Source organism: Haloechinothrix salitolerans (genome assembly GCF_042662605.1).
GTDB lineage: Bacteria > Actinomycetota > Actinomycetes > Mycobacteriales > Pseudonocardiaceae > Haloechinothrix_A > Haloechinothrix_A salitolerans.
In genome coordinates this window covers 5,050,196-5,076,647 of sequence record NZ_JBHSXX010000001.1, presented here as the reverse complement: position 1 = coordinate 5,076,647, position 26,452 = coordinate 5,050,196, and the positions used below count along the sequence as shown (strand labels likewise).

29 protein-coding genes are annotated in these 26,452 nt (G+C 66.1%); 10 read left to right on the top strand and 19 right to left on the bottom strand.

Annotated elements, in window-relative coordinates:
• Window positions 1-38 precede the first annotated feature (38 nt).
• Together ACFQGD_RS24115 and ACFQGD_RS24110 are read right to left on the bottom strand one after the other, a co-directional pair.
• A complete protein-coding gene (locus ACFQGD_RS24115) occupies window positions 39-2,333 on the bottom strand; it encodes a heavy metal translocating P-type ATPase (RefSeq protein WP_345389519.1) in 2,295 nt (764 codons plus the stop codon).
• A complete protein-coding gene (locus tag ACFQGD_RS24110; RefSeq protein WP_345389516.1) occupies window positions 2,330-2,554 on the bottom strand; it encodes a heavy-metal-associated domain-containing protein in 225 nt (74 codons plus the stop codon). Before ACFQGD_RS24110 ends, ACFQGD_RS24115 begins: the two co-directional genes overlap by 4 nt.
• Before the next feature lie 419 nt (window positions 2,555-2,973).
• Here ACFQGD_RS24110 and ACFQGD_RS24105 point away from each other — a divergent pair, with 419 nt between their 5' ends.
• Window positions 2,974-3,630 carry a class I SAM-dependent methyltransferase gene (locus ACFQGD_RS24105; protein ID WP_345389513.1) on the top strand — a complete coding sequence of 219 codons (657 nt, stop codon included), beginning with the start codon at window positions 2,974-2,976 and terminating at the stop codon, window positions 3,628-3,630.
• A gap of 104 nt (window positions 3,631-3,734) precedes the next feature.
• Here ACFQGD_RS24105 and ACFQGD_RS24100 read toward each other — a convergent pair whose 3' ends face one another.
• Entirely contained in the window at window positions 3,735-4,241 is a 507-nt protein-coding gene (locus ACFQGD_RS24100; RefSeq protein WP_345389510.1) for a redoxin domain-containing protein, read from the bottom strand.
• A 169-nt stretch (window positions 4,242-4,410) separates the two neighbouring features.
• On the opposite strand from ACFQGD_RS24100, the gene ACFQGD_RS24095 reads away from it, so the two are divergent.
• From ACFQGD_RS24095 to ACFQGD_RS24080, 4 genes are all read left to right on the top strand, one after another.
• The gene (locus ACFQGD_RS24095) at window positions 4,411-5,148 is read left to right on the top strand and encodes a Crp/Fnr family transcriptional regulator (protein ID WP_345389507.1); all 738 of its coding nucleotides are present in this window, start codon (window positions 4,411-4,413) and stop codon (window positions 5,146-5,148) included.
• A 132-nt stretch (window positions 5,149-5,280) separates the two neighbouring features.
• Window positions 5,281-5,745 (top strand): hypothetical protein, encoded by a 465-nt coding sequence (locus tag ACFQGD_RS24090; RefSeq protein ID WP_345389504.1) that lies wholly within the window; start codon window positions 5,281-5,283, stop codon window positions 5,743-5,745.
• Window positions 5,742-6,059: a hypothetical protein gene (locus tag ACFQGD_RS24085; protein ID WP_345389501.1), complete on the top strand. Its 318-nt coding sequence runs from the start codon at window positions 5,742-5,744 to the stop codon at window positions 6,057-6,059. Before ACFQGD_RS24090 ends, ACFQGD_RS24085 begins: the two co-directional genes overlap by 4 nt.
• Complete coding sequence (locus tag ACFQGD_RS24080; protein WP_345389497.1) at window positions 6,034-6,729, top strand: Crp/Fnr family transcriptional regulator; 696 nt, start codon at window positions 6,034-6,036, stop codon at window positions 6,727-6,729. Before ACFQGD_RS24085 ends, ACFQGD_RS24080 begins: the two co-directional genes overlap by 26 nt.
• 63 nt (window positions 6,730-6,792) lie before the next feature.
• Here ACFQGD_RS24080 and ACFQGD_RS24075 read toward each other — a convergent pair whose 3' ends face one another.
• From ACFQGD_RS24075 to ACFQGD_RS24065, 3 genes are all read right to left on the bottom strand, one after another.
• Window positions 6,793-8,064, bottom strand: a complete 1,272-nt coding sequence (locus tag ACFQGD_RS24075; RefSeq protein WP_345389494.1) for a patatin-like phospholipase family protein — start codon at window positions 8,062-8,064, stop codon at window positions 6,793-6,795.
• Window positions 8,065-8,192: 128 nt separating this feature from the next.
• The gene (locus ACFQGD_RS24070; protein ID WP_345389491.1) at window positions 8,193-8,936 is read right to left on the bottom strand and encodes a DUF427 domain-containing protein; all 744 of its coding nucleotides are present in this window, start codon (window positions 8,934-8,936) and stop codon (window positions 8,193-8,195) included.
• A 23-nt stretch (window positions 8,937-8,959) separates the two neighbouring features.
• A complete protein-coding gene (locus tag ACFQGD_RS24065; RefSeq protein ID WP_345389489.1) occupies window positions 8,960-9,388 on the bottom strand; it encodes a hypothetical protein in 429 nt (142 codons plus the stop codon).
• A 358-nt stretch (window positions 9,389-9,746) separates the two neighbouring features.
• Between ACFQGD_RS24065 and ACFQGD_RS24060 the strand changes: the two genes are divergently transcribed.
• Window positions 9,747-10,229 carry a hypothetical protein gene (locus ACFQGD_RS24060; protein WP_345389486.1) on the top strand — a complete coding sequence of 161 codons (483 nt, stop codon included), beginning with the start codon at window positions 9,747-9,749 and terminating at the stop codon, window positions 10,227-10,229.
• 23 nt (window positions 10,230-10,252) lie between these two features.
• Here ACFQGD_RS24060 and ACFQGD_RS24055 read toward each other — a convergent pair whose 3' ends face one another.
• The 3 genes from ACFQGD_RS24055 to ACFQGD_RS24045 all read right to left on the bottom strand — a co-directional run bounded on the left by ACFQGD_RS24055 (window position 10,253) and on the right by ACFQGD_RS24045 (window position 12,096).
• Window positions 10,253-10,876, bottom strand: a complete 624-nt coding sequence (locus ACFQGD_RS24055) for an ANTAR domain-containing protein (protein ID WP_345389483.1) — start codon at window positions 10,874-10,876, stop codon at window positions 10,253-10,255.
• 93 nt (window positions 10,877-10,969) lie between these two features.
• Complete coding sequence (locus tag ACFQGD_RS24050) at window positions 10,970-11,899, bottom strand: TIGR00269 family protein (protein ID WP_345389479.1); 930 nt, start codon at window positions 11,897-11,899, stop codon at window positions 10,970-10,972.
• The gene (locus tag ACFQGD_RS24045) at window positions 11,896-12,096 is read right to left on the bottom strand and encodes a MoaD/ThiS family protein (protein ID WP_345389476.1); all 201 of its coding nucleotides are present in this window, start codon (window positions 12,094-12,096) and stop codon (window positions 11,896-11,898) included. Before ACFQGD_RS24045 ends, ACFQGD_RS24050 begins: the two co-directional genes overlap by 4 nt.
• 262 nt (window positions 12,097-12,358) lie before the next feature.
• Here ACFQGD_RS24045 and dnaK point away from each other — a divergent pair, with 262 nt between their 5' ends.
• A complete protein-coding gene (gene dnaK, locus ACFQGD_RS24040) occupies window positions 12,359-14,224 on the top strand; it encodes a molecular chaperone DnaK (RefSeq protein ID WP_390221101.1) in 1,866 nt (621 codons plus the stop codon).
• Window positions 14,225-14,364: 140 nt separating this feature from the next.
• Window positions 14,365-15,516, top strand: a complete 1,152-nt coding sequence (locus tag ACFQGD_RS24035; protein ID WP_345400191.1) for a magnesium and cobalt transport protein CorA — start codon at window positions 14,365-14,367, stop codon at window positions 15,514-15,516.
• A gap of 95 nt (window positions 15,517-15,611) precedes the next feature.
• On the opposite strand, the gene ACFQGD_RS24030 is transcribed toward ACFQGD_RS24035, so the two are convergent.
• The gene (locus ACFQGD_RS24030; RefSeq protein ID WP_345400194.1) at window positions 15,612-16,046 is read right to left on the bottom strand and encodes an Hsp20/alpha crystallin family protein; all 435 of its coding nucleotides are present in this window, start codon (window positions 16,044-16,046) and stop codon (window positions 15,612-15,614) included.
• A 199-nt stretch (window positions 16,047-16,245) separates the two neighbouring features.
• On the opposite strand from ACFQGD_RS24030, the gene ACFQGD_RS24025 reads away from it, so the two are divergent.
• Window positions 16,246-16,566 (top strand): helix-turn-helix domain-containing protein, encoded by a 321-nt coding sequence (locus ACFQGD_RS24025; RefSeq protein WP_345400197.1) that lies wholly within the window; start codon window positions 16,246-16,248, stop codon window positions 16,564-16,566.
• On the opposite strand, the gene ACFQGD_RS24020 is transcribed toward ACFQGD_RS24025, so the two are convergent.
• From ACFQGD_RS24020 to ACFQGD_RS24000, 5 genes are read right to left on the bottom strand one after another with little or no spacing between them, the layout of a single operon-like run.
• Window positions 16,523-17,083 (bottom strand): HPP family protein, encoded by a 561-nt coding sequence (locus ACFQGD_RS24020; protein ID WP_345400200.1) that lies wholly within the window; start codon window positions 17,081-17,083, stop codon window positions 16,523-16,525. The genes ACFQGD_RS24025 and ACFQGD_RS24020 overlap by 44 nt on opposite strands.
• Window positions 17,084-17,101: 18 nt before the next feature.
• Complete coding sequence (locus tag ACFQGD_RS24015) at window positions 17,102-17,842, bottom strand: SCO6745 family protein (RefSeq protein ID WP_345400203.1); 741 nt, start codon at window positions 17,840-17,842, stop codon at window positions 17,102-17,104.
• Window positions 17,839-18,747, bottom strand: coding sequence for an alpha/beta hydrolase (locus tag ACFQGD_RS24010; RefSeq protein WP_345400205.1), 909 nt, complete (start codon window positions 18,745-18,747; stop codon window positions 17,839-17,841). The genes ACFQGD_RS24015 and ACFQGD_RS24010 overlap by 4 nt, the downstream gene beginning before the upstream one ends.
• Window positions 18,748-18,790: 43 nt before the next feature.
• Window positions 18,791-19,477: an MBL fold metallo-hydrolase gene (locus tag ACFQGD_RS24005; RefSeq protein ID WP_345400208.1), complete on the bottom strand. Its 687-nt coding sequence runs from the start codon at window positions 19,475-19,477 to the stop codon at window positions 18,791-18,793.
• Window positions 19,477-21,135: an FAD-dependent monooxygenase gene (locus ACFQGD_RS24000; protein WP_345400211.1), complete on the bottom strand. Its 1,659-nt coding sequence runs from the start codon at window positions 21,133-21,135 to the stop codon at window positions 19,477-19,479. The genes ACFQGD_RS24005 and ACFQGD_RS24000 overlap by 1 nt, the downstream gene beginning before the upstream one ends.
• A gap of 113 nt (window positions 21,136-21,248) precedes the next feature.
• On the opposite strand from ACFQGD_RS24000, the gene ACFQGD_RS23995 reads away from it, so the two are divergent.
• The gene (locus ACFQGD_RS23995; protein WP_345400214.1) at window positions 21,249-21,851 is read left to right on the top strand and encodes a TetR/AcrR family transcriptional regulator; all 603 of its coding nucleotides are present in this window, start codon (window positions 21,249-21,251) and stop codon (window positions 21,849-21,851) included.
• On the opposite strand, the gene ACFQGD_RS23990 is transcribed toward ACFQGD_RS23995, so the two are convergent.
• The 4 genes from ACFQGD_RS23990 to ACFQGD_RS23975 all read right to left on the bottom strand — a co-directional run bounded on the left by ACFQGD_RS23990 (window position 21,846) and on the right by ACFQGD_RS23975 (window position 26,423).
• Window positions 21,846-23,252, bottom strand: a complete 1,407-nt coding sequence (locus ACFQGD_RS23990; protein WP_345400217.1) for a Rieske 2Fe-2S domain-containing protein — start codon at window positions 23,250-23,252, stop codon at window positions 21,846-21,848. The genes ACFQGD_RS23995 and ACFQGD_RS23990 overlap by 6 nt on opposite strands.
• A gap of 81 nt (window positions 23,253-23,333) precedes the next feature.
• Window positions 23,334-24,335: a PDR/VanB family oxidoreductase gene (locus ACFQGD_RS23985; protein WP_345400220.1), complete on the bottom strand. Its 1,002-nt coding sequence runs from the start codon at window positions 24,333-24,335 to the stop codon at window positions 23,334-23,336.
• Between the two features lie 13 nt (window positions 24,336-24,348).
• Window positions 24,349-25,158, bottom strand: a complete 810-nt coding sequence (locus tag ACFQGD_RS23980) for an alpha/beta fold hydrolase (RefSeq protein WP_345400223.1) — start codon at window positions 25,156-25,158, stop codon at window positions 24,349-24,351.
• A complete protein-coding gene (locus tag ACFQGD_RS23975; protein ID WP_345400226.1) occupies window positions 25,155-26,423 on the bottom strand; it encodes an LLM class flavin-dependent oxidoreductase in 1,269 nt (422 codons plus the stop codon). The genes ACFQGD_RS23980 and ACFQGD_RS23975 overlap by 4 nt, the downstream gene beginning before the upstream one ends.
• Window positions 26,424-26,452 lie beyond the last annotated feature (29 nt).

The following is a 26,452-nucleotide window of genomic DNA, read 5'->3' as shown; positions in this document are numbered from 1 at the left end:
GCGTTCGATCGCTTCGTCGGCGGTGTCCTGCGGTGCGGTCATGCGGGAGTCTCCTCGGCCGCCGCCGCGCGATGGCGGTGGTCGTCGCTGGCTGCTTGGGTGGGAGTGGTGAACCGTCGCCAGGCGCTCGGGGTGAGCGCGCCCAGCCCGAACGAGTTGAGCAGCACGATGGTGACGCTGGCGGCCATCGCGAGCATCGCCCAGGCCGGGTGCACCAGGCCGGTGGTGGCCAGTGGCACGCCGATGCCGTTGAACGTGAAAGCCAGCGCGAGGTTCTGTTTGGTACGCCGGTAGGAATCGGCTGCCACGTCGAACGCCTCGGCCACCGCCATGAGCCGGTGGCCCACCAGGATGACGTCGGAGCTTTCGATGGCGATGTCGGTGCCCGCGCCGATGGCGATGCCAATGTCGGCCTGCATGAGTGCGGGGGCGTCGTTGATGCCGTCGCCGACCATCGCCACCCGGTGTCCGGCCGTCTGAAGCGTTCGTACCCGTTCGGCCTTGCCATCCGGGCGGACACCCGCGTGGACCGTGGTGATGCCGACCTGTTCCGCGACGGCGGTCGCGGTGCGTTCGTTGTCGCCGGTGAGCATGACTGGGTCGATGCCGCGTTCGCGCAGTGTGGCAACGGTATCGGCCGCCTCGCTCCTGATCGGATCGGCGATCGCGAGCACGCCCCACAGCGCGTCGTCGACCAACACGACAACGACGGTGTGAGCTCTGGCCTCCAGATCGGCCGCGTGCCTGGCCAGCTCACCGAGTCCGCCCGCGCTGGCCGCGAGGCCAGTCTTACCGACGACGACGCGATGGCCGTCGACCGAGCCTCGCACACCCTCGCCGACCAGGGCGCTGAAGTCGTCCACATCCGCGATGTCGACGCCGTGGTCCTCGGCCTTGGCGACGATCGCACGGCCCAACGGATGTTCCGAGAGGTCCTCGACGGCGGCGGCCAGCCGCAGCAGCTCGCGCTCGTCCCGCCCTGGCGCGGTGACGACCGTCGTCACGCGAGGTGCGCCCTGGGTGAGGGTGCCGGTCTTGTCGAGCACGACGGTGTCGATATGGCCGAACACCTGGAACGCGTCAGCCGAGCGCATCAGGATGCCGCGCTCGGCAGCGGCACCGCCGCCGCGGATCATCGCGAGCGGCGTCGCCATGCCTAGCGCACACGGGTAGCCCATCACGCCGACCGCGAGCGCGGCGAACACGCCACGGCGCACGTCGGCCTCGCCGGTGACGAGCCACGCGCCGAACGTCCACCACAGCAGGGCGCCAGCGGCGATGAGCAGCACCGCGGGCACGAACACCCGCAGGATGCGATCGACCAGTGCCAGGAGTCCCGGTTTGAGTGCGCGAGCTTCCTCGACGTAACGCACCACGGTCGCGAGGTAACTGTCCTGTCCGGTTCGAGTGACTTCGATCAGCAGGGTGCCGGTCTGGTTGAGGCTCCCGCCGATCACCTCGTCCCCCGAGGCCTTCTCCTCGGGAATGGGTTCGCCGGTGACCATCGACGCGTCCACACTGGACGCGCCATCGGCCACCGCACCATCGACAGGGATCGCCTCACCAGGGCGGACGCGCACCATATCCCCGACGGCGACGTCCGCGATGGACAGTTCGTGCTCGCGGCCCTCCCGGACGACCCGTGCCACCGGGGGTTGCAGGTCGAGCAGTTTGCGTACCGCTTCCGACGAGCGGGCTCGCACCTTGATCGAGACGAACGACGACAGCAAGTGATAGGTGGCGATGAAGATCGCGGCACCAAGGAAGTGCGCCGCCGGAAATGTGGGTTCGACCAGGCCGATCAGTCCGCCCGCGATGCCGCCGAACGCGCCGACGACCATCAGCACGTGCTGGTTGAGTATGCCGCGCCGCAGCGACGCCAGAGTCATCCGCAGGAACGGCCAGCACGCCACGAACACCACCTGCGCCGCCAGGGCCAGCATGATCCACGGGAGCAACGCGAAGTGATAGCCCGCGAGCATCAGCATCATCAACCAGCCCGCGATCGCCGTGGCCGCCGCGGCGGCGGCGAGCCGCCAGCGCGCCTCTGCCAGTTCCGCCTCGGCTTCAGCCAGCGCGGCGACCTTGCGTGGGTCGCGGATCGTGTAGCCGAGATCGCGCAGCACGTCGCGGATCTGTCCAGACCGCACCAGATCGGGATCGTGGATGACCAGCGCCTCCTCGTGCGCCAGTGACACGTTCACCTGCTCGATGCCGTCCATGCGGCCCAGGGCGCGCTCGATGGTGTGCGCGCAGAACGAGCAGTGCATCCCGCCGATCTTGACCTGCAGGCGGCCGGACTCGACGTCTTCGCCCCGCTGGGTAGCCGTCACTGTTCACTCGCGGCGTCGGCTACCGGGAATCCGAGTCGTGCGAGGCGGGTGGCAACGGCGTCAGCGTCGAGGCGCTGCTCATCGAAGCGGACTCGCACCACATGGGTATCGGGGTCGGCCGTGACTCGCCGCACTCCGTCGAGACGACGCAAGCCAATCTCAATGTTGCTGGCGCATCCACCACAGTGAATGCCGCTGACGGTGAAGCTGCGCTCGACCATGCTGGCTCCCTTCCGTTGCGATCAGCGTGCACCTTCCAGTCGACTGGAAGGTCAAGCTCCGTGGCCAGTCGGTGGCGGACGCGGCGCCGAGGCCGGGCGAGCGTGCTGTCGAGTTCCGCCGCCCGCGCTTCGTGACCCTGGGCGGGGTCGTGACGCTGCCCTGTTTTGTCAGCGAAAAGACACTTTCGATGCCGCTATTTCAACCAGGTTCAATTCGGTGCCCAAATGATGTGTTCTATTAAATGAGATGTTACGGTCGATGTCTTGCCAAGGTAGATGACCAGTGGGAGTGATTCCGTATCTGGCAGCGTGAGGTCGAGGGGACTCTGACGGCGTCACAGGCAGACGATAATGCGGGGTTCTTCGATACCTGGCCGCGGTTTTTCGAGACGAGCGATACCTATGCGTGGCGGGAGCGGTTGAACCTGCGCTGCGAGGCGATCATCGCCGCTAACACCGATGTCTTGGCCGGTGCTCGGGTGCTCGACATCGCGAGCCACGACGGGCGGTGGTCCTTCGCCGCGCTACACGCCGGTGCCGCCCACGTCGTCGGAATCGAGGCCCGGAAAGAGTTGGTCGACAACGCCAACGAAACGTTCGCCCGCTACGACGTCGATCCGACGCGCTATCGGTTTATCCGCGGTGACGTGTTCGAGAAACTGACCACCGAGCACCTCGACGTCGATGTCGTGATGTGCCTCGGATTCCTCTACCACACACTGCGCTGGCCCGAACTGTTCACACTCATCAGAGCGTTACGCCCCCGGCACCTGATCATCGACACGAATGTGAATCGACGACGCACCGATCGTCCGATCGTCCGGCTGGGACGCGACGACACCGCGAGGCAGCATCTAGCCGCCGCCGATGCCTACTCGTGGGAGGGTGCCGCTCTGGTTGGCCTTCCGAACCAGGCCGCGGTGCGCTACATGCTCGAGACCTATGGCTTCGAGGTCGAGTCGATCTTCGACTGGGAGCGGCTGCTCAACTCGCGGCCAGGCGTCGATGAGCTGCGCGATTATCGCGAAGGGAAGCGGATCACCCTGCGTGGCAGGCCGCGACAAGCGGCGAACTAACGGCGTCGCGCCGAAGGAAGCATGGCGAAGCCGCAGGGATTGAATGCGGCTACAAGCCCTGCCGCCAGCGCGAAGCCCAGGATACCGGCGTCGAACATCCGCGCTCACGCCTGTGCACGGGTGTCGATCCAGTGTTCCAGCGCCTGTTCGGTCACGGTGCCGTTGACTCGCTCGACGTCACCGCTGGCGCTGATGAACGCGAACGTGGGCTGGGCGGGCACATCGAACGTCGCCCAGACTGAACCATCCGCATCGTTGAGGTTGGTGAAGGAATCGATGCCGTACCTGTCGGCGAAGGCCCGCATGGCCTCGACGTCGTCCTGAGCGGCGACACCGACGAACGTGACCTCATCACCGTGCTTGTCGGCCATGTCGGCGATGAAGCTCGCTTCGTGCTGGCAAATCGCACACCACGGTGTCCAGAACCACAGCACGGCGGGTTCGCCCGCGAGCGTCTTCCCGGCGAACTCGCTACCATCCAGAGTCGTCGCGGTGAAGTCGAGTTGGGGCGTTCCTCCGCTACTCTCCGTACCCTCATCGGCCGCCGTGCCGCATGCGGCGAGCGCCACCAAACTCGACAGGAGAACCGCGATCAATCGCAGCGCATTCACCAGAGAACTCCAGACTCGTTTCGGCGCGAGAACGTGTGCGGATATCTCACCCAACCGGATGCCTGGGCGAAAGATAACTGTCAGCGCGCTTACATAGCAGCGCACGATGGAAGGACGACGGTGTCTTACGCCTCGGCCCATCCGGCTCCCGAGGACACAGGACGCAGACATGGAACCTTCGAAGTCCCCCGCGAATCCACTGCAGCGCACTCTCCGGCGCCTGGGCGGTGGCAGTCCAGACGAACTGGCCATCCGCCAGGCCGCGTGGGTGGCGCGCTGCGTTGGGCGCGGTGAGGCAGCGCCGTTCTCGGCAGCGGACTTGTCCGCTCTCGCGGCTGAGCTGCGTACCGTCACCGTGGAACGCGGCGCTGTCGTCTTCCGCGGCGGCTCCGCGCCATCCGGCGTGTGGATCGTGCAGCGCGGACGGATCGAACTGTCCGTTGGTTCGGGTCGCAGACGAGCGGTCGTGCACGTCATCGGGCCTGGTGACGTCGACGGAGACATCCAGCACCTGCTGGAGATGCCGCTGCCCTACACCGGACATGCGCTGGATGAGTCCACTGTGCTGTTTCTCGACGGGGAGTCGTTCGAACGGTTGTTGGCTAGCAGACACGCGATCGCGCGTCGGTGGTTGTCGAGTGTGGCGATGCGGCTGGCGGCCAGCCAGGATCGCATCATCGGAATACTTGGCCGCACCCTGACACAACAGGTCGCGCGCCTGCTCGCGGAGGAGGCGGTCGCCGGAGCGGTGCCGCTGCCACAGCGCACGCTGGCCGCCATGCTCGGGGTGCAACGCCCGTCGCTGAACAAGATCCTCAAGGACTTCGAACGTAAAGGCCTGATCGCCGTTCGCTACGGCGCCATCGAGCTGCTGGACATCGAACGGCTGGCCTCGCTCGCCGAATGATCCGGTCCGGCGAGTCACGATCGGGTCACGCCAGCGGCGTTGTGTTACGGGCGTAACCGAACTCTCGCCGCGTGGGCACCACGGTATGCCCGCGGCACCGAGGGTCGGTGCTGCCCGGAAAGGAGCCTGATCGTGTCCACGACCGCTCACACCACCCAAGCTGGCTTCGGTGCCCGCATCACGAACGGCGTTATCGCGGGCCTCGTCGGTGGCGTCGTGTTCGGAATGCTCATGGCCATGATGGGCATGCTGCCCATGGTGGGCATGCTCATCGGAGTCGAGAACGCCTTCGTCGGTTTCCTGGTACACCTGGTGAACTCGGCGATCATTGGGGCCATCTTCGGCGTGATCGCCTGGGGTTTCGCTGACAACATCGCCGCCGTACTCGGCGCGGGCATGATCTACGGCGTCGCCTGGTGGGTGCTCGGCGCGCTGATCGTCATGCCGTTGTGGCTGTCGGTCACGGCCGATCCGAAGATGTTCGACATGGTGTTCAAGGTCGGTAGCGACCAGTGGATGAGCCTCATGGGGCACGTCATCTTCGGTCTGATCGCCGCGGGTGTCCTCTACGGCTTGCGTCGCCGCGTCCGTTCATGACCACCTGTTCTCCTGACCGGCCAATCCTGCGGGTTTATGTCGCTGAAGGGTGCATGAGCTGCCGCACCGCGCTGCGCGTCGTCGATGCGGTGCGGCAGGCCCGCCCGGACCAGCCGGTCGAGGTCGTTGATCTCGCCGAGGTCGCGGATCAGCCGCTCCCACCAGGAGTCGTCGGAACCCCGACCTACCTGTTGGGGCAGCGGGTGATCTCGATGGGGAACCCCGAACTCAACGAACTGCTCGAACAATTGGACACAGCATCGGAATCGGTTGAGGATAAATTGCCTGATGCATTCACCAGGCAGCCCTGCTGACGAGCAGTATTGCATCGCCGAGGTCGAGCTGTTCCGCGACCTGTCCCGGCGAGAGATGGCCGCGTTGAGTGCTCGCGCGCCCAGGCGTTCCCTCGCGCCGGGGCAAGTCGTGTACTCGCCGACCGAGCCACTGCAGGTGCTGTTCATTGTCAAACGGGGTCGCGTCCGCTTGTATCGGCTCGCACCCGACGGGCGCGCGGTCACGAACGCGGTACTCGAACCAGGCACCGTCTTCGGGGAGTTGTCGCTGCTTGGGCTTCGGATGCGCAGCAACTGGGCCGAAGCGCTGGAAGCGACCGAACTCTGCTTGATGAGCGAGGCCGACGTGAGGGGGCTGCTCTTCACCGACTCTCGGATCGCGCTGCGTATCGCGGAGTCCCTGTCGACGCGGATCGACGAACTCGAACAACGGCTCACCGACCTCAGCTGCAAGACGATCGAGGAGCGGCTGTGTGGAACGCTGTGTTCGCTGGCGCGCAGGCAGCCTGACGCGCCGGTCAAGCTCACTCATCAGCAGTTGGCGTCGCTGGTCGGCGCCAGCCGTGAACGCACCACCACGGCGCTGGGGCATCTCGTGCGCCACGACCTTGTTTCGGTGCGACGCGGCAAGATCACCATCCGCGATTTCGACGCCCTGCGGAAATACTCGGACGGCGTACGAGCCACATAGCGGCAGCCAGCTGACGCGATGGTCTGTCATCTTGTCCGAGTGAACGCCGGTATGGAGGACGGCTCAGCGAGGCGGTCGGACCGTTTCGGCGTCGTGTCGCGGTGTGGCGGTGAGCGTTCCTGGTGGTCCGATTCGCCATGGCGAGTCCGGGTGAGGTTGGGCTTCCAGCGCCCGGCGCGCGTCTTGCTGGCCTCGATGGATGAGTTCGTCGATGAAGTCGGGGTCGAAGAAGAGGTAGCTGAGCAGTTCTCCGTGGGCGGGGCTGTCAGCGCTGACGAGGTGGCGCAGCAGGAGTCGTAGCGGTGAGCGCAGGCTGGTGATGCCGCGATGGCGGCTGTGCAGGACGTCGCTCGCGAGCTCGCCGAGCGCTCCACGTCGTTCCGGGGCGACGTAGAGGTAGGGGACCGTGCGATACGGAGGTTTTCCTCGGGTGCGGCGGTAGCGCGCCGCGCGGGGAGCTGTCGTTCCGGCGAAGAAATGGTTCACGTTGCCGAGGGTGATGATGTCTTCGGTGAGCGGATCGGACAGCGCGCCCTCCATCAGGTGCAGCGCGCCGTCGAAGACGTCTGGCGGCCTGCTCGCGGCGAGTTCTGGCGCGGGCTGGCGCTGGCTGATGGCGTCCGTGGCGATGACGACGAGGCGGTCCGCGCCGAGGTCGAGCGCGGGCTTGATAGGGGCGTTGAGCCTGGTCCCGCCATCGACGTACCACCCCTGGGCTTCGGGTGGGTTCGGTACCTCGACAGCGGGAAACAGCACCGGGATCGCCGCCGACGCGAGCAGATGGGTTCGCTCGATGGGCGTGCGGACGTAGTCAAGGGCGTGCGACTGGTGGGGCGGCAGAGCCTGCTGGGTGTCGACGAAGACGACGGTACGGCCGGTGCGCGCCGTGGTAGCCGCGATCGCGAGCGCGTCGGCGGTGCCGGTGCTCACGTTCTGGTGCGCGTCGTCCAGATCGACCCAGTCTTGTAGGGCGCGCTCGATGGGTTGCGGATCGAAGAGTGCGATCTGGTGGCTGCTGGACACCGGTAGCAGCCTGCCGAGCGAGCTCGCCACGGCCAGCGGCAGTTGGCGCAGTAGGCACGACCGGATGATGCGATCGCGACCCACGGCACGCCAGGCCTCAAGTCCACGTGTGGCGGCTTCCTCCGCGTCGAGGTGGCGTGCCGCTGCCCACCCGGCAGCGTTCTTCGCCCCAACGCTCGTGCCAACGAACATGGTGGGCCGGTGTCCTAGTCGCCGCAGTTCGGGACCGAGGACGGATAGCGCGCCCGCCTCGTACGCGCCGCGGGCGCCGCCACCGGCCAGCACCAGCCCCACACGTTCCCGCTCTGCCATCACCAGCCGGATAGCCTGAACGACCGCGGCTAAACACGCCTCGCTCGCGCCGCGTGCCGTTGGCGACACACCGGTGGCGATCGATCACGCACTGGGCGCCAGACGATCGGCCCAGGTGTCGATTCGTGTCAGGCCTCGTTCCTCATGGGCGCGCCGTCGACGACGAGGTCGAGCTTCTCGTCGTGGAATGACACCAGTCCGGCGATCTTCTGACTTTCCGGCAGGGGAGTGCGGTAGGACCAGGCCACGTCACGGTACTCGGTGTCGCCGACGCGCAGCGAGTAGTACTCCGCCGTGCCCTTGTACGGGCAGCGGGTAACGGTGTCGCTTGGTACGAGCAGGTCAAGCCGGACGTCGGTCTTGGGGAGGTAGTAGCGCACCGGTAGCCCGGTTTCGAACAGGAGATGCGGATGGTGTGACTCGGCGACCGTGACGCCGCCTGCCTCGGCCCGGATATGGCGGGAGCTGGGCAGGATGTCGATCCGGATGTAAGGATCGCGCGGGTGGGTGTAGATTTCCTCGTCCTCCTCGAACCAGGAGTCCACCGCTTTCCAGCGCAACCGCAGGTGGTCGCGGATCTCGGCGACTGGCGAGTCAGGGTAGGTAACCACCCCTTCGGGGTGTTCGTGTTCGCCAACGGCAAGGGCGTGCAGGTGTGCGTCGCCGAGTTTGTCTCGCCGCTCGGTGCGTGTGGGTTCGCCGATGAACTCGGTGCGCACGTCGTCGCGCGGGAAGTAGTAGACGGGATGGTAGGGGCGCTCCCACACCAGCAGCGTGCGCCTGGAATCCGCGACCGTCTGGCCCGCTAGTACCGCGCGGACACGTTTGTGGCACCGCTCGACGCGGACGTCGCCGAATTGGGTCACTGCCATAGCTCACCTCGTAGCCGGTGGTGTCACTGCTCGTCACCGTACGGTGAATCCGTGGCGGATGCCTCCGTCAACGTCGGGTCGGTGGCCACCACCAATCGGCTCATGGCGTCGTAGTATTCGCGGGCGGCCGATTCGGCGGCTTCCAGCGCCTGACGAAGCTCGGCCAGCTCGCGCGCGGCTGTGGTGAGCGACTCGGTGGGATCGCCACCTTCGGCGGCACGCAGCAGGCGGGTGCGGCTGTGTTCATCAAGCCGCAACGCCGTCGTCGTCGCGAACTCCGACATCGTGCCGGTGAGCTGGACCAGTTGCCAGCCGATGTCACGCAACTGCTCGTGCGTGACTCCACCCGCCGCCGGGGTCGCTGATAACAGTTGGCGCACGGCCCGCGCGATCGAGTGACCAGCCGTGTCGAGCAACTCACCAGGACCAGGACGCACACGCCGCGATGTCACTTGACTCACCTCCCCGCACCCCTCGAAGCCACAGTTACTCTCACCGGTGTCAACGGTGCACGTGGTGTTTGTGTTTCCCGGACCGGTCAGGCAGGCCACGGCGCGGGCTTGTGGTGTCGCAGGGCGATTCCTAGAATCCGAGTAGCGGTTCAGCCACGTAGCCGCCGATCCCTTGTGACGCACGAGCGAGTGCGCGGCCGTGGTGAGTGATGCCCGGGTGTTCGCCGGCGGTGTCTCCGCATCCGTGAACTGTTTCCCGAGCCTATGGCACAGACCACGAATTTGGGTGCCGTGTGTGACGGTCCGATGACCGTGCCCGAGGGCAGGGCGCACCGCTCGGGAGGAGGTTGGATTATCCGTGGACGGCGATAACCGTACCCAGCTGCCATGGCGGCCGCTGTCGGAAGCGAACCAGTGCATCGCTCACGCCAGGCGCACGTTGACCAACCGGACGCCGAGTCTGCTCGATGTTCGGCAAACAGTGGAGGACATCCACGAGATCGCGGGAGAGCTGACCACGTTGGTCGGCCTGTTGCGGGAACGCGCGGAAGCCGCGTTTGGCGACACCAACCAGCACGTTCTTGGTGAACTGGAGCGTGACCTGCACGCGATGTATGGATGTCTCACCACAGCCGGGTTACTCATCGCCCCTGCTGTCGAAGACCTGCGCGAGCTGTCGTCCGGTGTTGCGCGCGACTCCGGGCAGCCGGAGTCGCGAATGCCTGTTCGTCCACCGGATGTGGGCGTGCGACGCGCGGCCATCACGGTCATCGACGGCGAGTCGTTTGACGCGGGGCACCAAGCGCCGCCGTGGCAGGAGATCGAGCGGGCGGGCGGATGACGGTCGGTGCCTTCCTGACCCGGTTACCCGTTCGTGCTGGCCTGATCGTGGCGCCGTGACGCTTCGCCGTCGCGCGCGACGATGTCGACGATGTCGCGGGCGATGAGCGCGAGCTTGGTATTGGTGAGCTGGGACTGCTCGACCAGCATCTGAAACGCGTCGTCAGCGCTACTACCGCGCATCGCCATGATCATGCCTTTGGCTTGTTCGATCTCGGCGCGGGACGCGATGGCGTGGTGGAGGTTTTCGGTTTGCCACCGGTACCGTGCCGCGTCGATCGCCGCGCTTACCGTCGTGATCAGTACGCGCAGCAGCACGTCGTCGACGGTATCGAACTCGTACCGGGTGCGGTAGAGCACCAGCGCGGCCCTCCTCGGCCCACCATTGGTCTCCCTGGTACCGCTGTCGAATGACAGCGACGCCGCGAGCCGGTGGCCTTCGGCGTCGAGGATGGATGTGTACTCGTCGTCCCTCATCGTGGCCCACACGGCATCGCATTCGGGAAACACCTCTGCCGCGACCGAGACGAGAACGCGCGGTATCCGCTCGCCGGACAGCAGGGACGCTGGCGTGAGACGTAACGCGGTGACAGTCTCGCCCAGCATGGTCAGCCGGGCCGCGGTGGACAGCGCGCCGGGGCGCCGCACGCCTGTCACCTCCTTCCGTTGCCCTCACCACCTCAGCATTCATCCAATAATGACAACGGATGGAGTAATTAAATTGTTCCAGCGAATACAACTTCACCGAGGTGAGGACTCGGCTGGGCGCCCCGGCTTGGTGGTTTGCTCGGTGAGGCGGCAGAAGGCGCACAGGCGTCCTGTCGTCGGGGAGCCACACTGGTCGCACGGGTTCAGCTCGCCCTTTTCCTTGGTGGCGATGCTGTCGAGCAGCGGGCGCATCCGTCGCTGGAATCCGTTGTAGAAGTCCATCTTGGCACCAGGCGTGCGCTCTTCCATCTGGTTGAGCAACTCCTTGTAGCCGAGGTGCCGGTTTCCCGCGGCCAGGGGACATTCCTCGACCTGGTAGTCGATTCCTCGGATCACGCAGTAGGCGGCCGTGTCACGTTCGCTGAGCCTGACAAGCGGTTTGACGCGCCGCGCGAAGCCGTCCTGCTCGGTCAGGACGGGCTGCTGGCGCGCGAGGTAGCGCAGGTCCCAGCGCGTGACGTTGCCGAAGAGCACGGCCGCTTCGTCGTCCAGGTTGTGGCCGGTGACCAGCACCCGGTAGCCGTGGTCGAGTGCGATCTTGTTCAGCAGGTGGCGCTTGGACAGCCCGCATGCCGAGCAGGGCGTGCGGCGCTGGGCGGCGGCCTGGGGGATAGTGAACCCGGCGTCGGTGGCCAGGTCGATCTCGATCAGTGTGAGATCGCGCTGCCGTGCGAAGTCGCGGGCGTATTCGCCAGAACGGTCGCTGTACTCACCGATCCCGAGACCGAGATAGACGCCGTCGGCTTGGTACCCCAGCTCAAGCAGCAGGTCCCATGCCGCGAGGGAATCCTTGCCGCCCGAGACCGCCACCAGGGGCCGCTCGGTGTTGTCGATCATGTGGTAGCTGTCGATGCTGCGCCGCACTTGGTTGCGACAGTGGTGCAGGAAGCAGTCGGCGCAGAACGCCGTCCGGTGCTGGGGTAGTTCGATTACCGCCTCCGCTCCGCAACGTCGGCACTTCATCGCGCGCCTCCCGACATGACTGGACGGATCTCGACCGTGTCGGTGTCTTCCAGTACCGCTTCGCGAGTGACGAGTTCGTCGTCCTTGATCACCAGCACCGTCTGCTGCGGAAAGCCCAGGTGGTCGCACAGGTCCTTGACCCGCAACGGCCCGGGAACCCGCACTTCGCGTTTCGGGTTGTACAGCTTCACGTTCATCGCGTCACCTCCTTCAGCGGCATACGTCCCCTCGACGGCCATTGGTCGGTTTTGCCGGGGTCTTGTCCGGCTAAACCCATGGCGGTCGACGTGACGTACCACCGTTTCCCAGGTGGCGGCTGTGCCCGCACACCAGGTGAACTTGATGCGGTGGAAACAATGAAGTTGAGTCTGTCGTTGGCAATGACGGGAGTTGTTTCAGTGCGTCCCGCGGTCGGCAACTGACAACGTTCGAGAACTGGCGAAGGGAGGTTTGACGAGCATGGCGCGCGTGGTCGGTATTGATCTGGGTACGACGAACTCGGTCGTCGCCGCGTTGGAAGGTGGCGAGCCGACGGTCATCGCCAACTCCGAGGGCTCTCGCACCACGCCGTCGGTGGTGGCGTTCGCGAAGAACGGTGAGCTGCTTACCGGTCAGCCCGCCAAGAACCAGGCGGTGACGAACTCGGACCGCACCATCCGGTCGGTCAAGCGGCACATGGGCACCGACTGGAAGACCGAGATCGACGGGAAGAACTACACCCCGCAGGAGATCAGCGCCCGGGTGCTGATGAAGCTCAAGCGCGACGCGGAGGCCTACCTCGGCGAGGAGGTCACCGACGCGGTCATCACCGTGCCCGCGTACTTCGAGGACGCCCAGCGCCAAGCCACCAAGGAAGCCGGCCAGATCGCGGGCCTCAACGTGCTGCGCATCGTCAACGAGCCGACATCGGCCGCGCTCGCCTACGGCCTCGACAAGGGCGAGAAAGAGCAGACCATCCTGGTCTTCGACCTCGGTGGTGGCACCTTCGACGTCTCGCTGCTCGAGCTCGGTGAGGGCGTCGTCGAGGTGCGTGCGACCAGCGGTGACAACCACCTCGGTGGTGACGACTGGGACCAGCGCATCGTCGACTGGCTGGTGGACAAGTTCAAGGCATCGCACGGCATCGACCTGACCAAGGACCGGATGGCGCTGCAGCGCATCAAGGAGGCCGCCGAGAAGGCCAAGGTCGAGCTGTCCAGCTCGTCGACGACCAACATCAACCTGCCCTACATCACCGTCGACGCGGACAAGAACCCGTTGTTTCTCGACGAGACCTTGACGCGGGCAGAGTTCGAGCGGATCACGTCCGATCTGCTGGACCGCACTCGTGGGCCGTTCCGGTCGGTGCTCGACGATGCGGGGATCGCCGCGTCCGATATCGATCATGTGGTGCTCGTCGGTGGCGCGACCCGGATGCCCGCGGTTGTGGACTTGGTCAAGGAGCTGACCGGTGGCAAGGAGCCGAACAAGGGCGTCAACCCGGACGAGGTCGTCGCCGTCGGTGCGGCGCTGCAGGCCGGTGTGCTCAAGGGCGAGGTGAAGGATGTCCTGCTGCTCGACGTCACCCCGCTGTCGCTGGGTATCGAGACCAAGGGCGGCGTGTTCACCAAGCTCATCGAGCGCAACACTACGATCCCGACAAAGAAGTCGGAGATCTTTTCCACCGCTGAGGACAACCAGCCCGCTGTCACGGTTCAGGTGTTCCAGGGTGAGCGCGAGATCGCGGCGCACAACAAGAAGCTGGGCAGCTTCGAGCTGACCGGAATTCCGCCCGCGCCAGCGGGTGTGCCGCAGATCGAGGTCGGCTTCGACATCGATGCCAACGGCATCGTGCACGTCTCGGCCAAGGATCTCGGCACGGGCAAGGAACAGAGCATCAAGATCACCGGTGGCTCGTCGTTGCCGCAGGAAGACATCGACCGGATGGTCAAGGACGCCGAGGCGCACGCCGAGGAAGACCGCAAGCGGCGCGAAGAGGCCGAGACCCGCAACCAGGCCGAGAGTCTCGTGCACCAGATAGAGCGGCAACTCGGCGAGGTTGGCGACAAGCTCGACCAGCAGACACGCGACCAGATACAGTCCGCGGTCGACGACGTCAACCAGGTCCTCAAGGGCAGCGACGTCACCGCCATCCGTAGCGCGACCGAGCGACTGCAGACCCAGGCCCAGCAGTTGGGCCAAGCGGTCTACACCCAGCAGGCCGCGACGGGAGGCGGTGACAGCGCCGGAGCCGCGACCGGCGGTCAGCGGAGCCAGCAGGGGCAGGACGATGTTGTCGACGCCGAGATCGTCGACGATGACACCGAACGAGGTCGTGGTAGTTGATCGTGTGGAGCGGCAGTTCACGCCACCAGCGATTTCGACCCGCGCCGTGACCTTTACCATCGCACCGGCCAGTAATCCTGATCGGTGTGGCCGGGAACCAACCCGGTCACACCCGCCTGCGCGAAGGGAGGTGCGACACGATGGCGCAGCGCCGTCCGCGCCTGCTGCGGGTACCTCGTGCGGCCGTGCGACACCGTGCTGACCCGGTACCGGCGGCGCCCGAGCGGTCCATGGACCTCGACCACGAGGTCATCGATGACGTCAGGCCAGAGCGCAGGTTGATCGACACCGCGATCTATCGGGACGGGGAACGGGTGCGTTCGCCCGGCAGCCTGGCCGAGACCTACCGCGTGCTGCAGGAGGAACCCGATGCGATGGCGTGGATCGGGCTGTATCGACCCAGCGTGGCGGAGCTGCAAGCGGCCGCGCGGGAGTTCGGACTGCACGAGCTGGCGACCGAGGATGCCATCGTCGCGCATCAGCGCCCTAAACTGGAACGCTACGACGACACCATGTTCGTGGTGCTGCGAGCGACCCGCTATCTCGACGCCGACGAGCAGGTCGACTTCGGCGAGTTGCACGTCTTCGTTGGCCCGGATTTCGTGCTCACCGTCCGCCACGGCCGCGCCCCTGACCTCGCCGCGGTCCGTCGTCGGATGGAGAACGCGCCCGATCTGCTGCGGCACGGGCCCCATGCCGTGCTGTACGCGATTCTCGACGCCGTCGTCGACGGCTACGCACCCGTGATCGCGGGGCTGCAACACACCATCGACGAGATCGAGACGCAGGTGTTCGGCGGCGACCCGAACGTGTCACAGCGCACCTACCAGCTCTCCCGTCAGATCATCGAGTTCCAGCGTGCCACCAGCCCACTGTTCGGGATTCTCGAGCAACTCAGTGACGAGGTGGCCGATGACGACGAGAGCGGAGAGCTGTCCCGCTACCTCCGCGACGTCGCCGACCATGCCACCACGGTCGCCGAACGCGTCAGCGGCTTCCGGCAGATGATCGCCAACATCCTCACCGTCAACGCCACCCTGGTTACCCAGGCGCAGAACGAGAAAATGACCGCGCTAACCGAGGCCAGCTACGCCCAGAGTGAGCAGGTCAAAAAGATCTCCGCATGGGCGGCGATCCTGTTCGCCCCCACCGTGATCGGCACGGTGTACGGGATGAACTTCCGCGTCATGCCCGAACTCGAATGGGATCTCGGCTATCCGATGGCGCTCGGCATCATGGTTGGCGTCTGCGCTGTCCTCTACCTGCTTTTCAAACGTCGCGACTGGCTCTGAACCGCGGGTGATGTGGTAGTGATGCCGGACACCTCCGTGTCACTGGGCGGTGCTGTTCCGGCCATCACGGGCCGACTCAGCACCACCCCTTGGCGTTATGCGTTGATCTTCTTGCGGTCCGCGCCACCGACCTCGATCTTGCGAGGCTTCGCTTTCTCGGCGACCGGGATACGGATGGTCAGGACCCCCGCGTCGTAGTCGGCCTTGATGTTGTCGGCGTCCAGGGTGTCGCCCAGGAACAGCTCCCGTGAGAACACCCCGCGAGGCCGCTCGGCGACTTGGACATCGGTGTCCTCGCCGTAGTCGGCCTTGCGCTCGGCCTTGACGGTGAGCACGTTGCGCTCGACGTCGAGATCGATCGAGTCCGGAGTCACGCCGGGCAGGTCGAGCCGCACCACGTACTCGTCGCCGGTGCGATACGCGTCCATCGGCATGACCGCCGGCCGCGCCGAGGTGCCGGTGTAGCCAAGGAACTGCTGGGTGAGCCTGTCGAACTCCCGGAATGGATCGGTTCGCATCAACGTGGCCATGTTTGCCATCTCTCCCTTCTGTCGTCACGTCGGCGGTCGCGGAGTGCCGACGTTGCTGATGACCAGATCGCTCACCGATATACTACGTTTCTTATATCAGTAGCTGTAGATTTATGTCAAGACATAATTCAGAATAGTTAGTCGATACGGCATAATGAACCGACCGTGTGACGAGGAGTCTTTCGGGGAGGAGTTTCCGGTGAACGATCTGGACAAGCTCGACGATCCGGCCTACCCGACGTTCACGATCGGGCAGGCCGCCAAGCTGCTCGAGGTGCGGCAGGCCTTCCTGCGCAACCTAGACAACGCCGACATCGTCACGCCCGAGCGCTCGGAAGGTGGGCATCGTCGCTATTCCCGGCGACAACTCGAGACCGTCGCCAGACTGCGTGATCTGCTCGACCAGGGGCACACCCTGGCCGCGGCTAGTCGCATCCTCGGACTTGAGAACGAACTCGCCGCCGCGCGGGAGGAGATCAACGACCTGCGCGAGCAGCTCGACGACGCCGCTGAGAGCTGATCGATCGCCACCGGCCGCTGATCCCGGCCGCGGTGCCTGACGCGGACGGGAAGGCGAGCCACCGCCAGCCGAGAAATACGACGTAAAGGCTGGTGGTCGCGACGAGCACCGAAAGCGGGTACGTCCAATCAGGATCGGTGCCGAACAGGGCGAGCAGTGTGATCGCGAGGGTAGGTGGCGCGTCGGCCGCGACGGCCTCGACGATCAGGATGCCGGCTGCCACCGCTAGTGCGGTGCTCAGCGTGGTCAATCCACTCCACGTACTGAGCAGGAGACCGCACAGGCTGCCGAGGGTGGGTGCCAAGATGACGCTGCGGGCACGCGTGGCCGCGGCGTGTGGGGCGCGGAAGATGCGGTAGCCGATCGAGGCCAGTGGGGGAATGAGCAGGAACTTCAGCTGGGTGTGCACCGAAAGCAGTTCGAGAACTCCCAGTAGCGCGGGCAGGATGAGCAGCGCGCCGACGACGCCGGGGCGGTCACGCCACCCCAGCGCCGGGCGTCGCCGCTGGTGTCGCATTCGGTCTTGCCGGACCGCTCAGCGTGGTGCGGTCGCGGCCGCCGCGGCATGCAGGAGGTCGAGGAAGGCGGATCGGTCGTCCCTGTCGAGCACGTCGTAGGCCGGGGTCACCAGCCGGTCGGTGAGGTCTTCCGCGGCATCGCGGCGATCGGCGAAACCTTCCAGCGGCGGGTACGGCTCGGGGTAGTACAGTTCGCGGGCTCGTTCGGGGCCGTCCTTGCCCAGAATCGCCTCGAGCGGGGACAGTTCGCTGGCGACGATGGCGTGGATGTGCAGGTCGCCTCGGAGCTCTCGCAGGACCTGCATCGCCAGGGCGGCGGCCGCGCCGGGATGGCTGGGCTCGGGAAGCGCGCGCCACCCGGCGAACAGCGGCAGGCCCATCGGGTGAACAGAATCGGCGATCGCGCGGGCGAGTTGGGCGAGGCGATCCATGCCGGCGAGATCCCCGAGCAGCCGTTCGCCCCAGGCGGCGAGGCCTTCCGCGTAGGCGCGGGCGCATTCGGTCGGCGGAGCCGCCGCGATTCCTTCGCGGTACTTGGCGGTCACGATCTGGGGTGGGAAGAAGGCGAAAGCGGAGGCGACGACATCGGGGTGGCAGTCGCCGAGCACACCGCCACGGCCAGCGGCATACAGCGCGAACTTGTCGGTGATGCCGACCTTCGCGCCCGCGCGAGCGACGTCATCGCTGAAGAACCACGCGCCGCCGATCCGGTGCACGAGTGGACAGGCCGCACGAACGAGCTCCGTGGTGCTGATCATCGCTGACCTCCGGGCGTCAGGTGGGCGAGGAACCATTCGGTGGCCTGGGTGACGGCTTCGTCGAACGTCTCGTCGTACGGGGTGAAGTGGTCGCCAGGCAGTAGGGCGAGGCGCTTCGGTTCACGGGCGCGCTGGTAGGCGTCCAGTTGCAGGTCGGTGAAAGCGACGTCGTCGTGTTCGGTCACGATCATCAGTAGTGGTGTCGGGCTGATCGCGGTGATGTAGCTGCCGGGTTCGTAGCTCCTGTTCCTGGCGAGCGATTGGAGCGTGACGTTGTTGACGAACGTGTCTGGTCGGCTGTCGGGTCGGTCAAGGAACGCCTTCGCGCCGGCTCCGACATAGACCGGTTGCTCGCCGCTGCCATCGTCGACGAGTGGTCGGCGTCGCGGCGGTTCGCCAGCATGGATCGCTTCGAGATCGGCGACTTGCGCATGTTCGACCGCCTCGACGAGGTGCGGTGGGACGCGGCGTCGGGCGGCCTCGGCGCCACTGATCGTGGGGACCTGGGACACGACGCAGCGCACTCGCGGGTCGGTAGCGCCGAGGACGAGGACGTGCCCGCCGCTGAAGCTGGTACCCCAGACACCGATGCGATCACCATCGACGTCGTCGCGGGAACGGGCGTAGCTGATCGCGCGCTGGAAGTCGCGGATCTGCACCCAAGGGTCGATGTCCTGGCGAGGTTCACCATCGCTCGCACCGAAGTTGCGGTGGTCGTAGACGATCGTGCGTAACCCCGCATCGGCGAACCGTTCGGCGTACCGATCGAGGTACTGCTCTTTCACCGCGGCGAGGCCATGCGCCATGACAATGGTGGGGGCTGGACCGCCCGTGTTGGGTGGGTGAAATATCCAGCCACGCAATGTCACATCACCTGTGGTGAACGATATGTCTTCTCGAGTCATGGGTTGTCCTTTCGTGAAAACGGTGGTGTCAGAAGGGGGCTGGCTACGGGAAGCGCAGTACCACCGATTGCGCGGACGCGGGGCGACCGTGGCCGAAGAGCAGCCGACGCGGGTTCGCCTTCAGCACGGTCCGGACGCTGCGGCGAATCTGTGCGGTGTCCTGAGCGAAGAACGGCCAGTTCGGACGGTTGTCGCGTAGCACGCTTCCCGCGAGCAGGTCGCCGACGAGCGCATCACCGGTTGGACCGTGCACGAGGGTGATGGAGCCCGGCGTGTGACCAGGGGTGTGCAGCATCCGCAGCGATGTCCCGAATTGATCAAGGTCGCCGTCCTGTTCGAGCACGATGTCCGGGATGAACGCGCGGAAGGTTGGACGCATAGTCCGGCGCAGCACATGTCCGAAAGGGCGGAGTGGGCGATAGAAGTGGCTGCGTCCCGCCGCTGCCCACTTGGCTTCCGCCGCGTGTACCGCGATCGGAACATCCAGGCGTCGCCGCAGTTCGGCAGCACCTCCGGCGTGATCGGGATGACAGTGGGTGAGCACGATCGCGGCGATGTCCTCGCGGGGGATTCCCGCGCGGTCGAGACGACGGAGCAGCCGCGCCTCGTGCCCGGCAGGACCCGCGTCGACGAGTACGGTGCGTTGTCCGCGCACCGCGTACACGGTCGACTGCATCAGGTCGATGCGCTCTACCTGTTCGGTCCTGGCTTCCGGTGCGTGCCTACTCATCATTTCTTCTCCTTCGCCGCCGCGGTGGACGTTGTCCGGTCTTTCGTGGTGCCGGATGTGGTGATCACGGATGCCAGGTAGGAGTCGAGCCGGGCGGCATCCGGCGCGCCCGCGTATCCGATATGGCGGTCGGGCCGGACGACGTACGCGACAGGACCGCGCCCGTACAGCGTCGCGGCGTTGCGCCCCCGGTCGAGGATCACGGGCATCTCGGAGTCCGCCGTGCTCGCCGCATGCCACGAGGTGGTGAGGAGGAAACTCGACAGGGCGTCGGGATGTGTCTCGCACAGGGCCGAAACGTGTTCCCGGAGCTGGTCAAGTTCGGGTGTCGCGTCGTCGGGCGAGGTGAGGATGATCGTGAAGCGGCCCGACGGAACGAGGTCGTGCAGCCGCACGGTGCGATCGGCGACGCCGTCGAACAGGAGCGAATCCGGTATCCGATCACCGGCGTGCAGTTGTCCATTGTGGCCGCTCGCGAGCGGGGTGCCGCGATATGTGTGGCCTAGTTGGGAGAAGCGCCGCGCCATCTTGGCCCGTGCCGTGGCGGTCGCGTTGAGCACGGTGAACGCGGCATCGCGCAGGTGCCGCCGCGGGTCCCCACGGAGCAACATCGCTCTGGCGCCAAGATGGGTGAACGCGACAACTCGCTGCGCGACTTTGTGTCGCTCGGTCTCGTAGCTGTCGAGCAACTCGGCGTACGAGTGTCCAGCGGTGACCGCGGCGAGTTTCCAGCCGAGGTTCATCGCGTCGCCGACGCCGAGGTTGAGTCCCTGTCCGCCGAACGGAGTGTGCACGTGGCCCGCGTCGCCCGCCAGGAACACGCGACCCGAGCGGTAGTGGGCGGCGTGTTTGTGGGCGAGATTGAACGTCCAGAACTGGTCGACGGACTGGATCGTGCCCTCGATTCCAGTCCTGACCATGGCCCGTTGCGCGTCGGCGAGATCTGGTTCGAGCAGTTCGCCGTCGGGACCGCGGTTCTGGGTGTACGCCAGCCGGTAGCGACGGTCACCGGGAAGCGGAAACACGCCGTAGATGCCTTCCTTGTCGCCGGAGAAGGTCATCTCGTTGCGGGGCAGCGGCCAGTCGACGACGGCGTCGCAGAGCACCCAGTCGTCGGCGTAGTCGGCGCCGATGAACTCGATTCCGAGCAGGGACCGGATGGTGCTGTGGACACCGTCAGCACCGACGACCCAGTCCGCCGCGATCGTCGTGGTGTCGCCGTCTTGCGTTGTGACCGTCGCGATCACGTTGTCCGCGGTCTGCTCGAGCCCGGTGCAGGTGACCGGACGCTCGATGGTTACCCCGGCCGCGGTGAGATGGTCGATGAGGATGTGTTCCGTGCGGGCCTGCGGGATGTCGATCATGTACGGATACGCGACGTCGTCGAGGTCGCGGAAGTCGACGGTGACTCGGTCGCGGTAACCGGTGCGCAATTGGAGGACGTCGACTCGATGGCCTTCGTCCAGGACGCGGTCGATGATGCCGAGGTCGCGGAAGTGCTCCAGTGTTCTGGCGTGCAGTGCCGCGGACTTGGTGAGTTCGAGGACGTCGGCGTGCTTGTCGATGATCCGGAAGCTGACGCCGAGACGGTGTAGCTGAGCGGCGAGGGCCAGCCCGGTGGGGCCCGCCCCGACGATGAGCACCTGGGTGCGCTGCATGGTGTTGTCTCCTGGTGTCCGCACGTTGCTCGTAAAGCGAATGTCCGTTCTTTTTAACTATGACGAGCCCGTGGGTTGTTGTCAAGAAGGAATGTTCGTTCTATTATTTGGTCGTGCCTAGAGTCAGTGCCGAGTACCTTGCCGCTCGCCGCGAGCACATCCTCGCCGCCGCGGCCGCCCGTTTCGCTCGTGACGGCTTTCATCGGACGTCGATGCAGGACGTCATCGGCGAGGCAGGCTTGTCGCCAGGTGCGGTGTATCGCTACTTCCGGAGCAAGGACGAGATCATCATCGCGATCTCGATGGACGCGATCGGGTCGGTGCAGGCGCTGGTGCGCGACGCGCTGCGGACGCACCAGCCGATCGCCGACCTCGTCGCGGGGTTGCCGAGGGCGATCGCTCATCTCGACCAGGCCGACGTGCGGATGCGACTGGCCGTGCAGGCATGGGGTGAAGCATTGCGCAACCCTGACCTGGCCGCGGCGTTGCAGGACGGGCTGGACGGGCTTCGGTCGGCGCTGCGCGAACGCATCGTGTTGGGGCAGCGCGACGGCGACGTCGCCGAGCGGGTCGACGCCGACGCCGTCGGCGGAGTGTTGCTCGCGCTGGTGCAAGGCTTCATCCTGCAGCGGTCCTGGGACCCGGAACTGTCCGCCGAGACCTACGGTGCCGCGGCGCGCGACGTGGTCGGTGGGTTGCTCACGCGCCCGTCATGACTGCTCAGCACGCGCGCCACGTTTCGTCGTGCGTGCGGATCGCCCGGAGTCGCGGCGTTTCCGCTCGGCCACTTCGGCTCGGTGTGCCTCCTGGACCATCCGCCGAGCTCTAGCTACCGAGCGGTCGCCACGGGCGAGCCGGTCAGTGTCCCAGCGGGCCACCCTGCCCTGCGAGGCCTGCATGGGTACGTCACCGCCGAGCAGGCACGAGACGAGTGTTGTCGGTCCGAGCCGCCTGCTGAACAGCGATCCAGTCAGGATCCTCGCCAGCCGTGTGGTGACGGCTCGCCGTACTGGCCCGCCTGACTGGTCGCCGCCGATGATCAGCCATGCCGTGAAGCTGCCGACGTCGCGCGGCACGAACCAGAACCAGCCTTCCCCGAGCCCGGCTCCCAGATCGCCGGGTGCGTGGTAGACGACGTTCGGCAGGTACCACTCGACGTGATCGATGTGCAGTTTGCCTGGGTGCTCGCCCGCCTGGGTGTAGCTGGCACGCAGCCCCGTCGGTCCGCGCTCTTCGCATTCGATCTCACCGAATGGTCGCTGGCTGCCGAACAGCAGGCAGGTGCGGTGCAGGCAACCGACGTGCGTGAGGTCCGTGGCGTTGTCGAGCATGTTCAGATGGCTGAACGGCAGCTCCATGTGTTGCACGATGAGGGATCGTTGGCCGAGCACGGAGCGAGCGTGCGGCTGGGAGTCGAGAAGCGAGCTCGGTTGATTGTGTCCCATGTAGACCCAGATGATGCCTGCGTGCTCCTCGACCGGGTAGGAACGGGCGCGGACCTTGCCGATCGCCGGGCTGTCCGGCCCGTCCGCCAGGTAGGCGACGCAGCTCCCTTCGCCGTCGAAGGTCATGCCGTGGTATCGGCAGGTGATGGTGCCCGCCTCGTAGGCGCCGACCTGGCCGAGTGAAAGCAAGGCGCTGCGGTGGGGGCAGCGGTTCTCCAGCGCCCGCGCCGTTCCGTCCGCGGCGCGGAAGAGCACGATATTGTCGCCGAGCAGGGTGACGGGGCGAGACTCGTTGTGGCGTAACTGGCCGGACTTGAGCGCGGGGTACCAGTACTCGCGAAGGCCAAGAAACGGGATGTCGTCCTCATTCGCCTTGATGTAGTCCCACGGGATTTCAGCTAGCGACTCGGGTTTCTCCGCCGTGCCATAGGGCGCTTGGCCCCACCGGAACATGCGCACGCTCGATGAGCGCAGCGGCCGAGCCTCTGGCCGGTTCACGACGTTGGACAGGCCAGGCACCCGGCCAAGGGCGCCCAGCCACAGCTCACGCGCCTGCTGACCGGTGGTGGAGCGGATTCGAGACAGCAGGCCGACCTGCGGGACCGACCGCTCGAAGAGCTCTGTCTGAGGGGGTGGCTGCTCGGTTGCTGTGTCCTGGTGCTGTGTTCGCACTAGTGGTCTCCTCTCGTGTGTACACGCTGTGTTTGGGCTGGCAGAGGAAGGTGGCGACCAGGTGGTGGGCGTCCATCCGTGTCATCGGTCAAGGACGATCCGATGGCCGCACGCGCGGGAGACGCAGACCATCATCGTGCTGCCCGCCCGCCGTTCCCGGTCCGTGAGCACGTAGTCGCGGTGGTCGACCTCGCCGCTCACCACCTTGGTCTCGCAGCTGCCGCAAATGCCTTCGCGGCAGTCGTTGGGCACCTCCACGCCATGGTCGAGAAGCACGTCGAGAACGGAGCGGTCCGCTGGCACGTGTACCGTTCGGCCGGTTCGTGCGAGCTCGATCGCGAACGCGTCCGCGGGTAGCGCGTCGTCCTCCGGTTCCGGTGCGGCGAACCGTTCCACCCGGAGCTGTTCGGCGGGGCAGCGTTCGTGCACGGCATCGATCAGCGGTGCCGGCCCGCAGCAATAGACCAGGGTGTGCTCATCGACAACGGCGAGCGCGGTATTCAGGTCGAGCAAGCCGACTTCGTCCTGCGGGGCGAGCCGGACGGCTGAGCCGTAGCGAGCGAGCGTGTCGGTGAAGGCCATGCTGCTGCGCCGCCTGCCGCCGTAGAGCAGCCGCCACGGTCGGCCGGTGTCTCGCACCGCGGCGATCATCGGCAGGATCGGGGTGATCCCGATGCCGCCGGCGATGAACAGGTACCGCTCGGCGTCCTCCAGCCGGAAATGGTTGCGTGGCCCGCGTACATCGATGAGGTCGCCCGGTCGTAACGTCCGGTGCACGTACTCCGAGCCGCCGCGACTGTGGTCTTCGCGCAACACCGCCACCCGGTACTCGCCGCGGTCGGCGGGGTCGCCACACAGCGAGTATTGCCGCACCAGACCGTCGCCGAGCTCCATGTCGATATGGGCGCCGGGTTCCCACGCGGGCAGATCGACGTCGTCAGGGGCGCGGAGCGCCATGGAGAGCACGTCGTCGGCTTCCCACGTCATCGCACACACCCGCAACGTCATCGCCGACCCGGTGACGCCTTCGTTGTGACGCACACGGCCGGGCTGAACTTCGCCGGATGCTGCTGCCACGTCCATGCTCGGATCCGCCTCAGACCAGAAAGTCGGTGACCAGGCGGTGCGTGGTCTCCGGTTGCTCGACCTGAGGCACGTGTCCCGCGTCTGGCACGATCTTGACTTGGCTATCGGCGATATGCCGGTGGAAATCCTCGGCGTAGCGGACCGGTATCAGCGCGTCATGCTCACCCCAGATGATCAGTGTCGGTGCGGTGACGCGGTGCAAGCGCTTGTTGAGGCCGCGGTCCGGAATGGGCCAGCACAGTTTCCCGGTTGCCCCGAGGTTCCAGACCATCGCGGCCTGCGCGGCGGCGTGCGCTGCCGGCTCCTCCGGCATCGCCAGCAGATCCTGGACGGCGGGTCTGGTTGGGTCGTGGAACAGCATGGCCACCAGATCGGGGAAGGACGCGGAAATCCAGTTCGCGACCGGGGCGTCGTCGCGCCACAGTCCGATCGGGTCGAGCAGGACGACATGGGAGAACAACGTCGGGTACGCCGCGGCGAGCTCAGCGGCGAGCATGCCGCCGAAAGACTGCCCGATCATCGGTATTCCCGCGAGGTCGAGCTCGCGCAGCATGTGCTCGTAGATGAGCACCGCGTCCCACAAGCTGTCGATCTGATGGATGGCATACGGGTCTCCCGACGTCGTTCCAGGAAACTCGGGCGCGTACACCGTGTAGCGCTCCGCGAGCGCGGTCAGGAACGGGTCCCACATCAATCCATTCGCGGCGTGCAGGTAGAGCAGCGGAGGGCCGTCCCCTGCCACCCGCACCCGCAGAGTTACCTTGCCGTCCCACGTCTCGACGTCGCGCTCGCGTGGTGTGGTGATGCTTCCCTGGTTCACGCGATCACCGCCTCGTCCGCCGTCCGCGTCGTGTCGATCGGAGTGCCGCCGAGCCGTTCCGGCCACCAATGATGTGCCCAGCCGGCTTCACTCCACAGCTCACGCAAGGTGGGAAGGACCTCCTCGGCGAAGAGGCTGATGTTGTCTTTCGCGAGGGCGGTGGGCATCGACCCGAACTGCAGCATGGTGTGCAGGTTGCCGATGCGGAACTCGCGGGCGAACTCGGTGATCTGCTCACGCACGGTCGCCGGACTGCCGCAGACCACCGAGCCCGCGTCAACCAGCTCGGCGAAGGTAGCCTCGCGCATCTTGGCGTAGATCCCGAAGTCACCCGGATCACGGAAGAGGAACTCCAGCCCCTTGATGTCGATGCCCCCGGGGAGCGCGAGGCGTTCCATAGGGATCGAACCTATGGCCTTCTGGAAGAAGTACTCGGCGTGTTCGGCGAACAACTTCTCCGCCTTGGCGTCGGTGTCGGCGACGCAGATGGTCTGCATGAAGCCCATCCGGTAGGGATTGGCGTCTTTGCCGAGCCGGTCCGCGATCTCCCAGAAGCGGTCGAAGATTCGGCGGCCGGTGACCTTGGCGCCGAACCAGCCGAAGTAGTTGAAGCCGAAGCCGCGATCGAGGCAGAACTCCATTGTTCGGGGATTACCGATGCCGGTGATGAAGACAGGAGGATGCGGGTCCTGCAATGGTCGTGGCCAGATGTTGACCGCCGGGTACTGGTGGAAACGGCCATTCCACGCGAACGGATCGCGCGCCCGCCAAGCCTTGAGGACGAGTTCGAGGTTCTCGTCGAACCGTAGCCGGGTCTCGGCGGGCGGCACACCGTTGTTGATATTGGCGTCGTAGGCGAGGCCGACCGGGAACCCCGCGATGAGCCGTCCCCCGCTGACCGCGTCCAGCATGGCTAGCTCCTCCGCCACTCGCAGCGGTTCCCGGCTCTTGCCGAGCGAACGGCCCAGCGGGTAGATCGCGGTCGTCAGCCCTTCGGCTTCGGTGGTGTTGGCGGCCGCCGCGGCGATGAGGTTCGGGTTTGGTGCCATGTCATAGCAGCTCTGACCGTGTTCAGTGATCGCGATGGCGTCGAAACCTGCACGCGCCGCATGCGCCATCTCGGCGAAAGCGTCGCGGTAGGCGTGGTGGACGAGGTCCGGCTCAGTCAGCTGGTGGTAGGGCGTGGTGACGACGGACTCGTGGTGATGCTGGAAGTCGGAGGGCAGGTGCCGGTATGGCACTTGCTGGAAATAGGTGACCTTCATGGGTTCTCCGAGTGGTGGGTCGTGAGATG

Excerpts from the sequence above, each read along its gene's own strand:
- ACFQGD_RS24000 (WP_345400211.1), bottom strand. The coding sequence starts at position 21,135 with ATGCAGCGCACCCAGGTGCTCATCGTCGGGGCGGGCCCCACCGGGCTG.
- ACFQGD_RS24015 (WP_345400203.1), bottom strand. The coding sequence starts at position 17,842 with ATGATCAGCACCACGGAGCTCGTTCGTGCGGCCTGTCCACTCGTGCAC.
- ACFQGD_RS24070 (WP_345389491.1), bottom strand. The coding sequence starts at position 8,936 with ATGGCAGTGACCCAATTCGGCGACGTCCGCGTCGAGCGGTGCCACAAA.
- ACFQGD_RS24035 (WP_345400191.1), top strand. The coding sequence starts at position 14,365 with ATGGCGCAGCGCCGTCCGCGCCTGCTGCGGGTACCTCGTGCGGCCGTG.
- ACFQGD_RS24030 (WP_345400194.1), bottom strand. The coding sequence starts at position 16,046 with ATGGCCACGTTGATGCGAACCGATCCATTCCGGGAGTTCGACAGGCTC.
- ACFQGD_RS24010 (WP_345400205.1), bottom strand. The coding sequence starts at position 18,747 with ATGACTCGAGAAGACATATCGTTCACCACAGGTGATGTGACATTGCGT.
- ACFQGD_RS23975 (WP_345400226.1), bottom strand. The coding sequence starts at position 26,423 with ATGAAGGTCACCTATTTCCAGCAAGTGCCATACCGGCACCTGCCCTCC.
- ACFQGD_RS24005 (WP_345400208.1), bottom strand. The coding sequence starts at position 19,477 with ATGAGTAGGCACGCACCGGAAGCCAGGACCGAACAGGTAGAGCGCATC.
- ACFQGD_RS24110 (WP_345389516.1), bottom strand. The coding sequence starts at position 2,554 with ATGGTCGAGCGCAGCTTCACCGTCAGCGGCATTCACTGTGGTGGATGC.
- ACFQGD_RS24020 (WP_345400200.1), bottom strand. The coding sequence starts at position 17,083 with ATGCGACACCAGCGGCGACGCCCGGCGCTGGGGTGGCGTGACCGCCCC.
- ACFQGD_RS24075 (WP_345389494.1), bottom strand. The coding sequence starts at position 8,064 with ATGGCAGAGCGGGAACGTGTGGGGCTGGTGCTGGCCGGTGGCGGCGCC.
- ACFQGD_RS23985 (WP_345400220.1), bottom strand. The coding sequence starts at position 24,335 with ATGGACGTGGCAGCAGCATCCGGCGAAGTTCAGCCCGGCCGTGTGCGT.
- dnaK (WP_390221101.1), top strand. The coding sequence starts at position 12,359 with ATGGCGCGCGTGGTCGGTATTGATCTGGGTACGACGAACTCGGTCGTC.
- ACFQGD_RS24050 (WP_345389479.1), bottom strand. The coding sequence starts at position 11,899 with ATGAAGTGCCGACGTTGCGGAGCGGAGGCGGTAATCGAACTACCCCAG.
- ACFQGD_RS24085 (WP_345389501.1), top strand. The coding sequence starts at position 5,742 with ATGACCACCTGTTCTCCTGACCGGCCAATCCTGCGGGTTTATGTCGCT.
- ACFQGD_RS24045 (WP_345389476.1), bottom strand. The coding sequence starts at position 12,096 with ATGAACGTGAAGCTGTACAACCCGAAACGCGAAGTGCGGGTTCCCGGG.
- ACFQGD_RS24080 (WP_345389497.1), top strand. The coding sequence starts at position 6,034 with ATGCATTCACCAGGCAGCCCTGCTGACGAGCAGTATTGCATCGCCGAG.
- ACFQGD_RS24095 (WP_345389507.1), top strand. The coding sequence starts at position 4,411 with ATGGAACCTTCGAAGTCCCCCGCGAATCCACTGCAGCGCACTCTCCGG.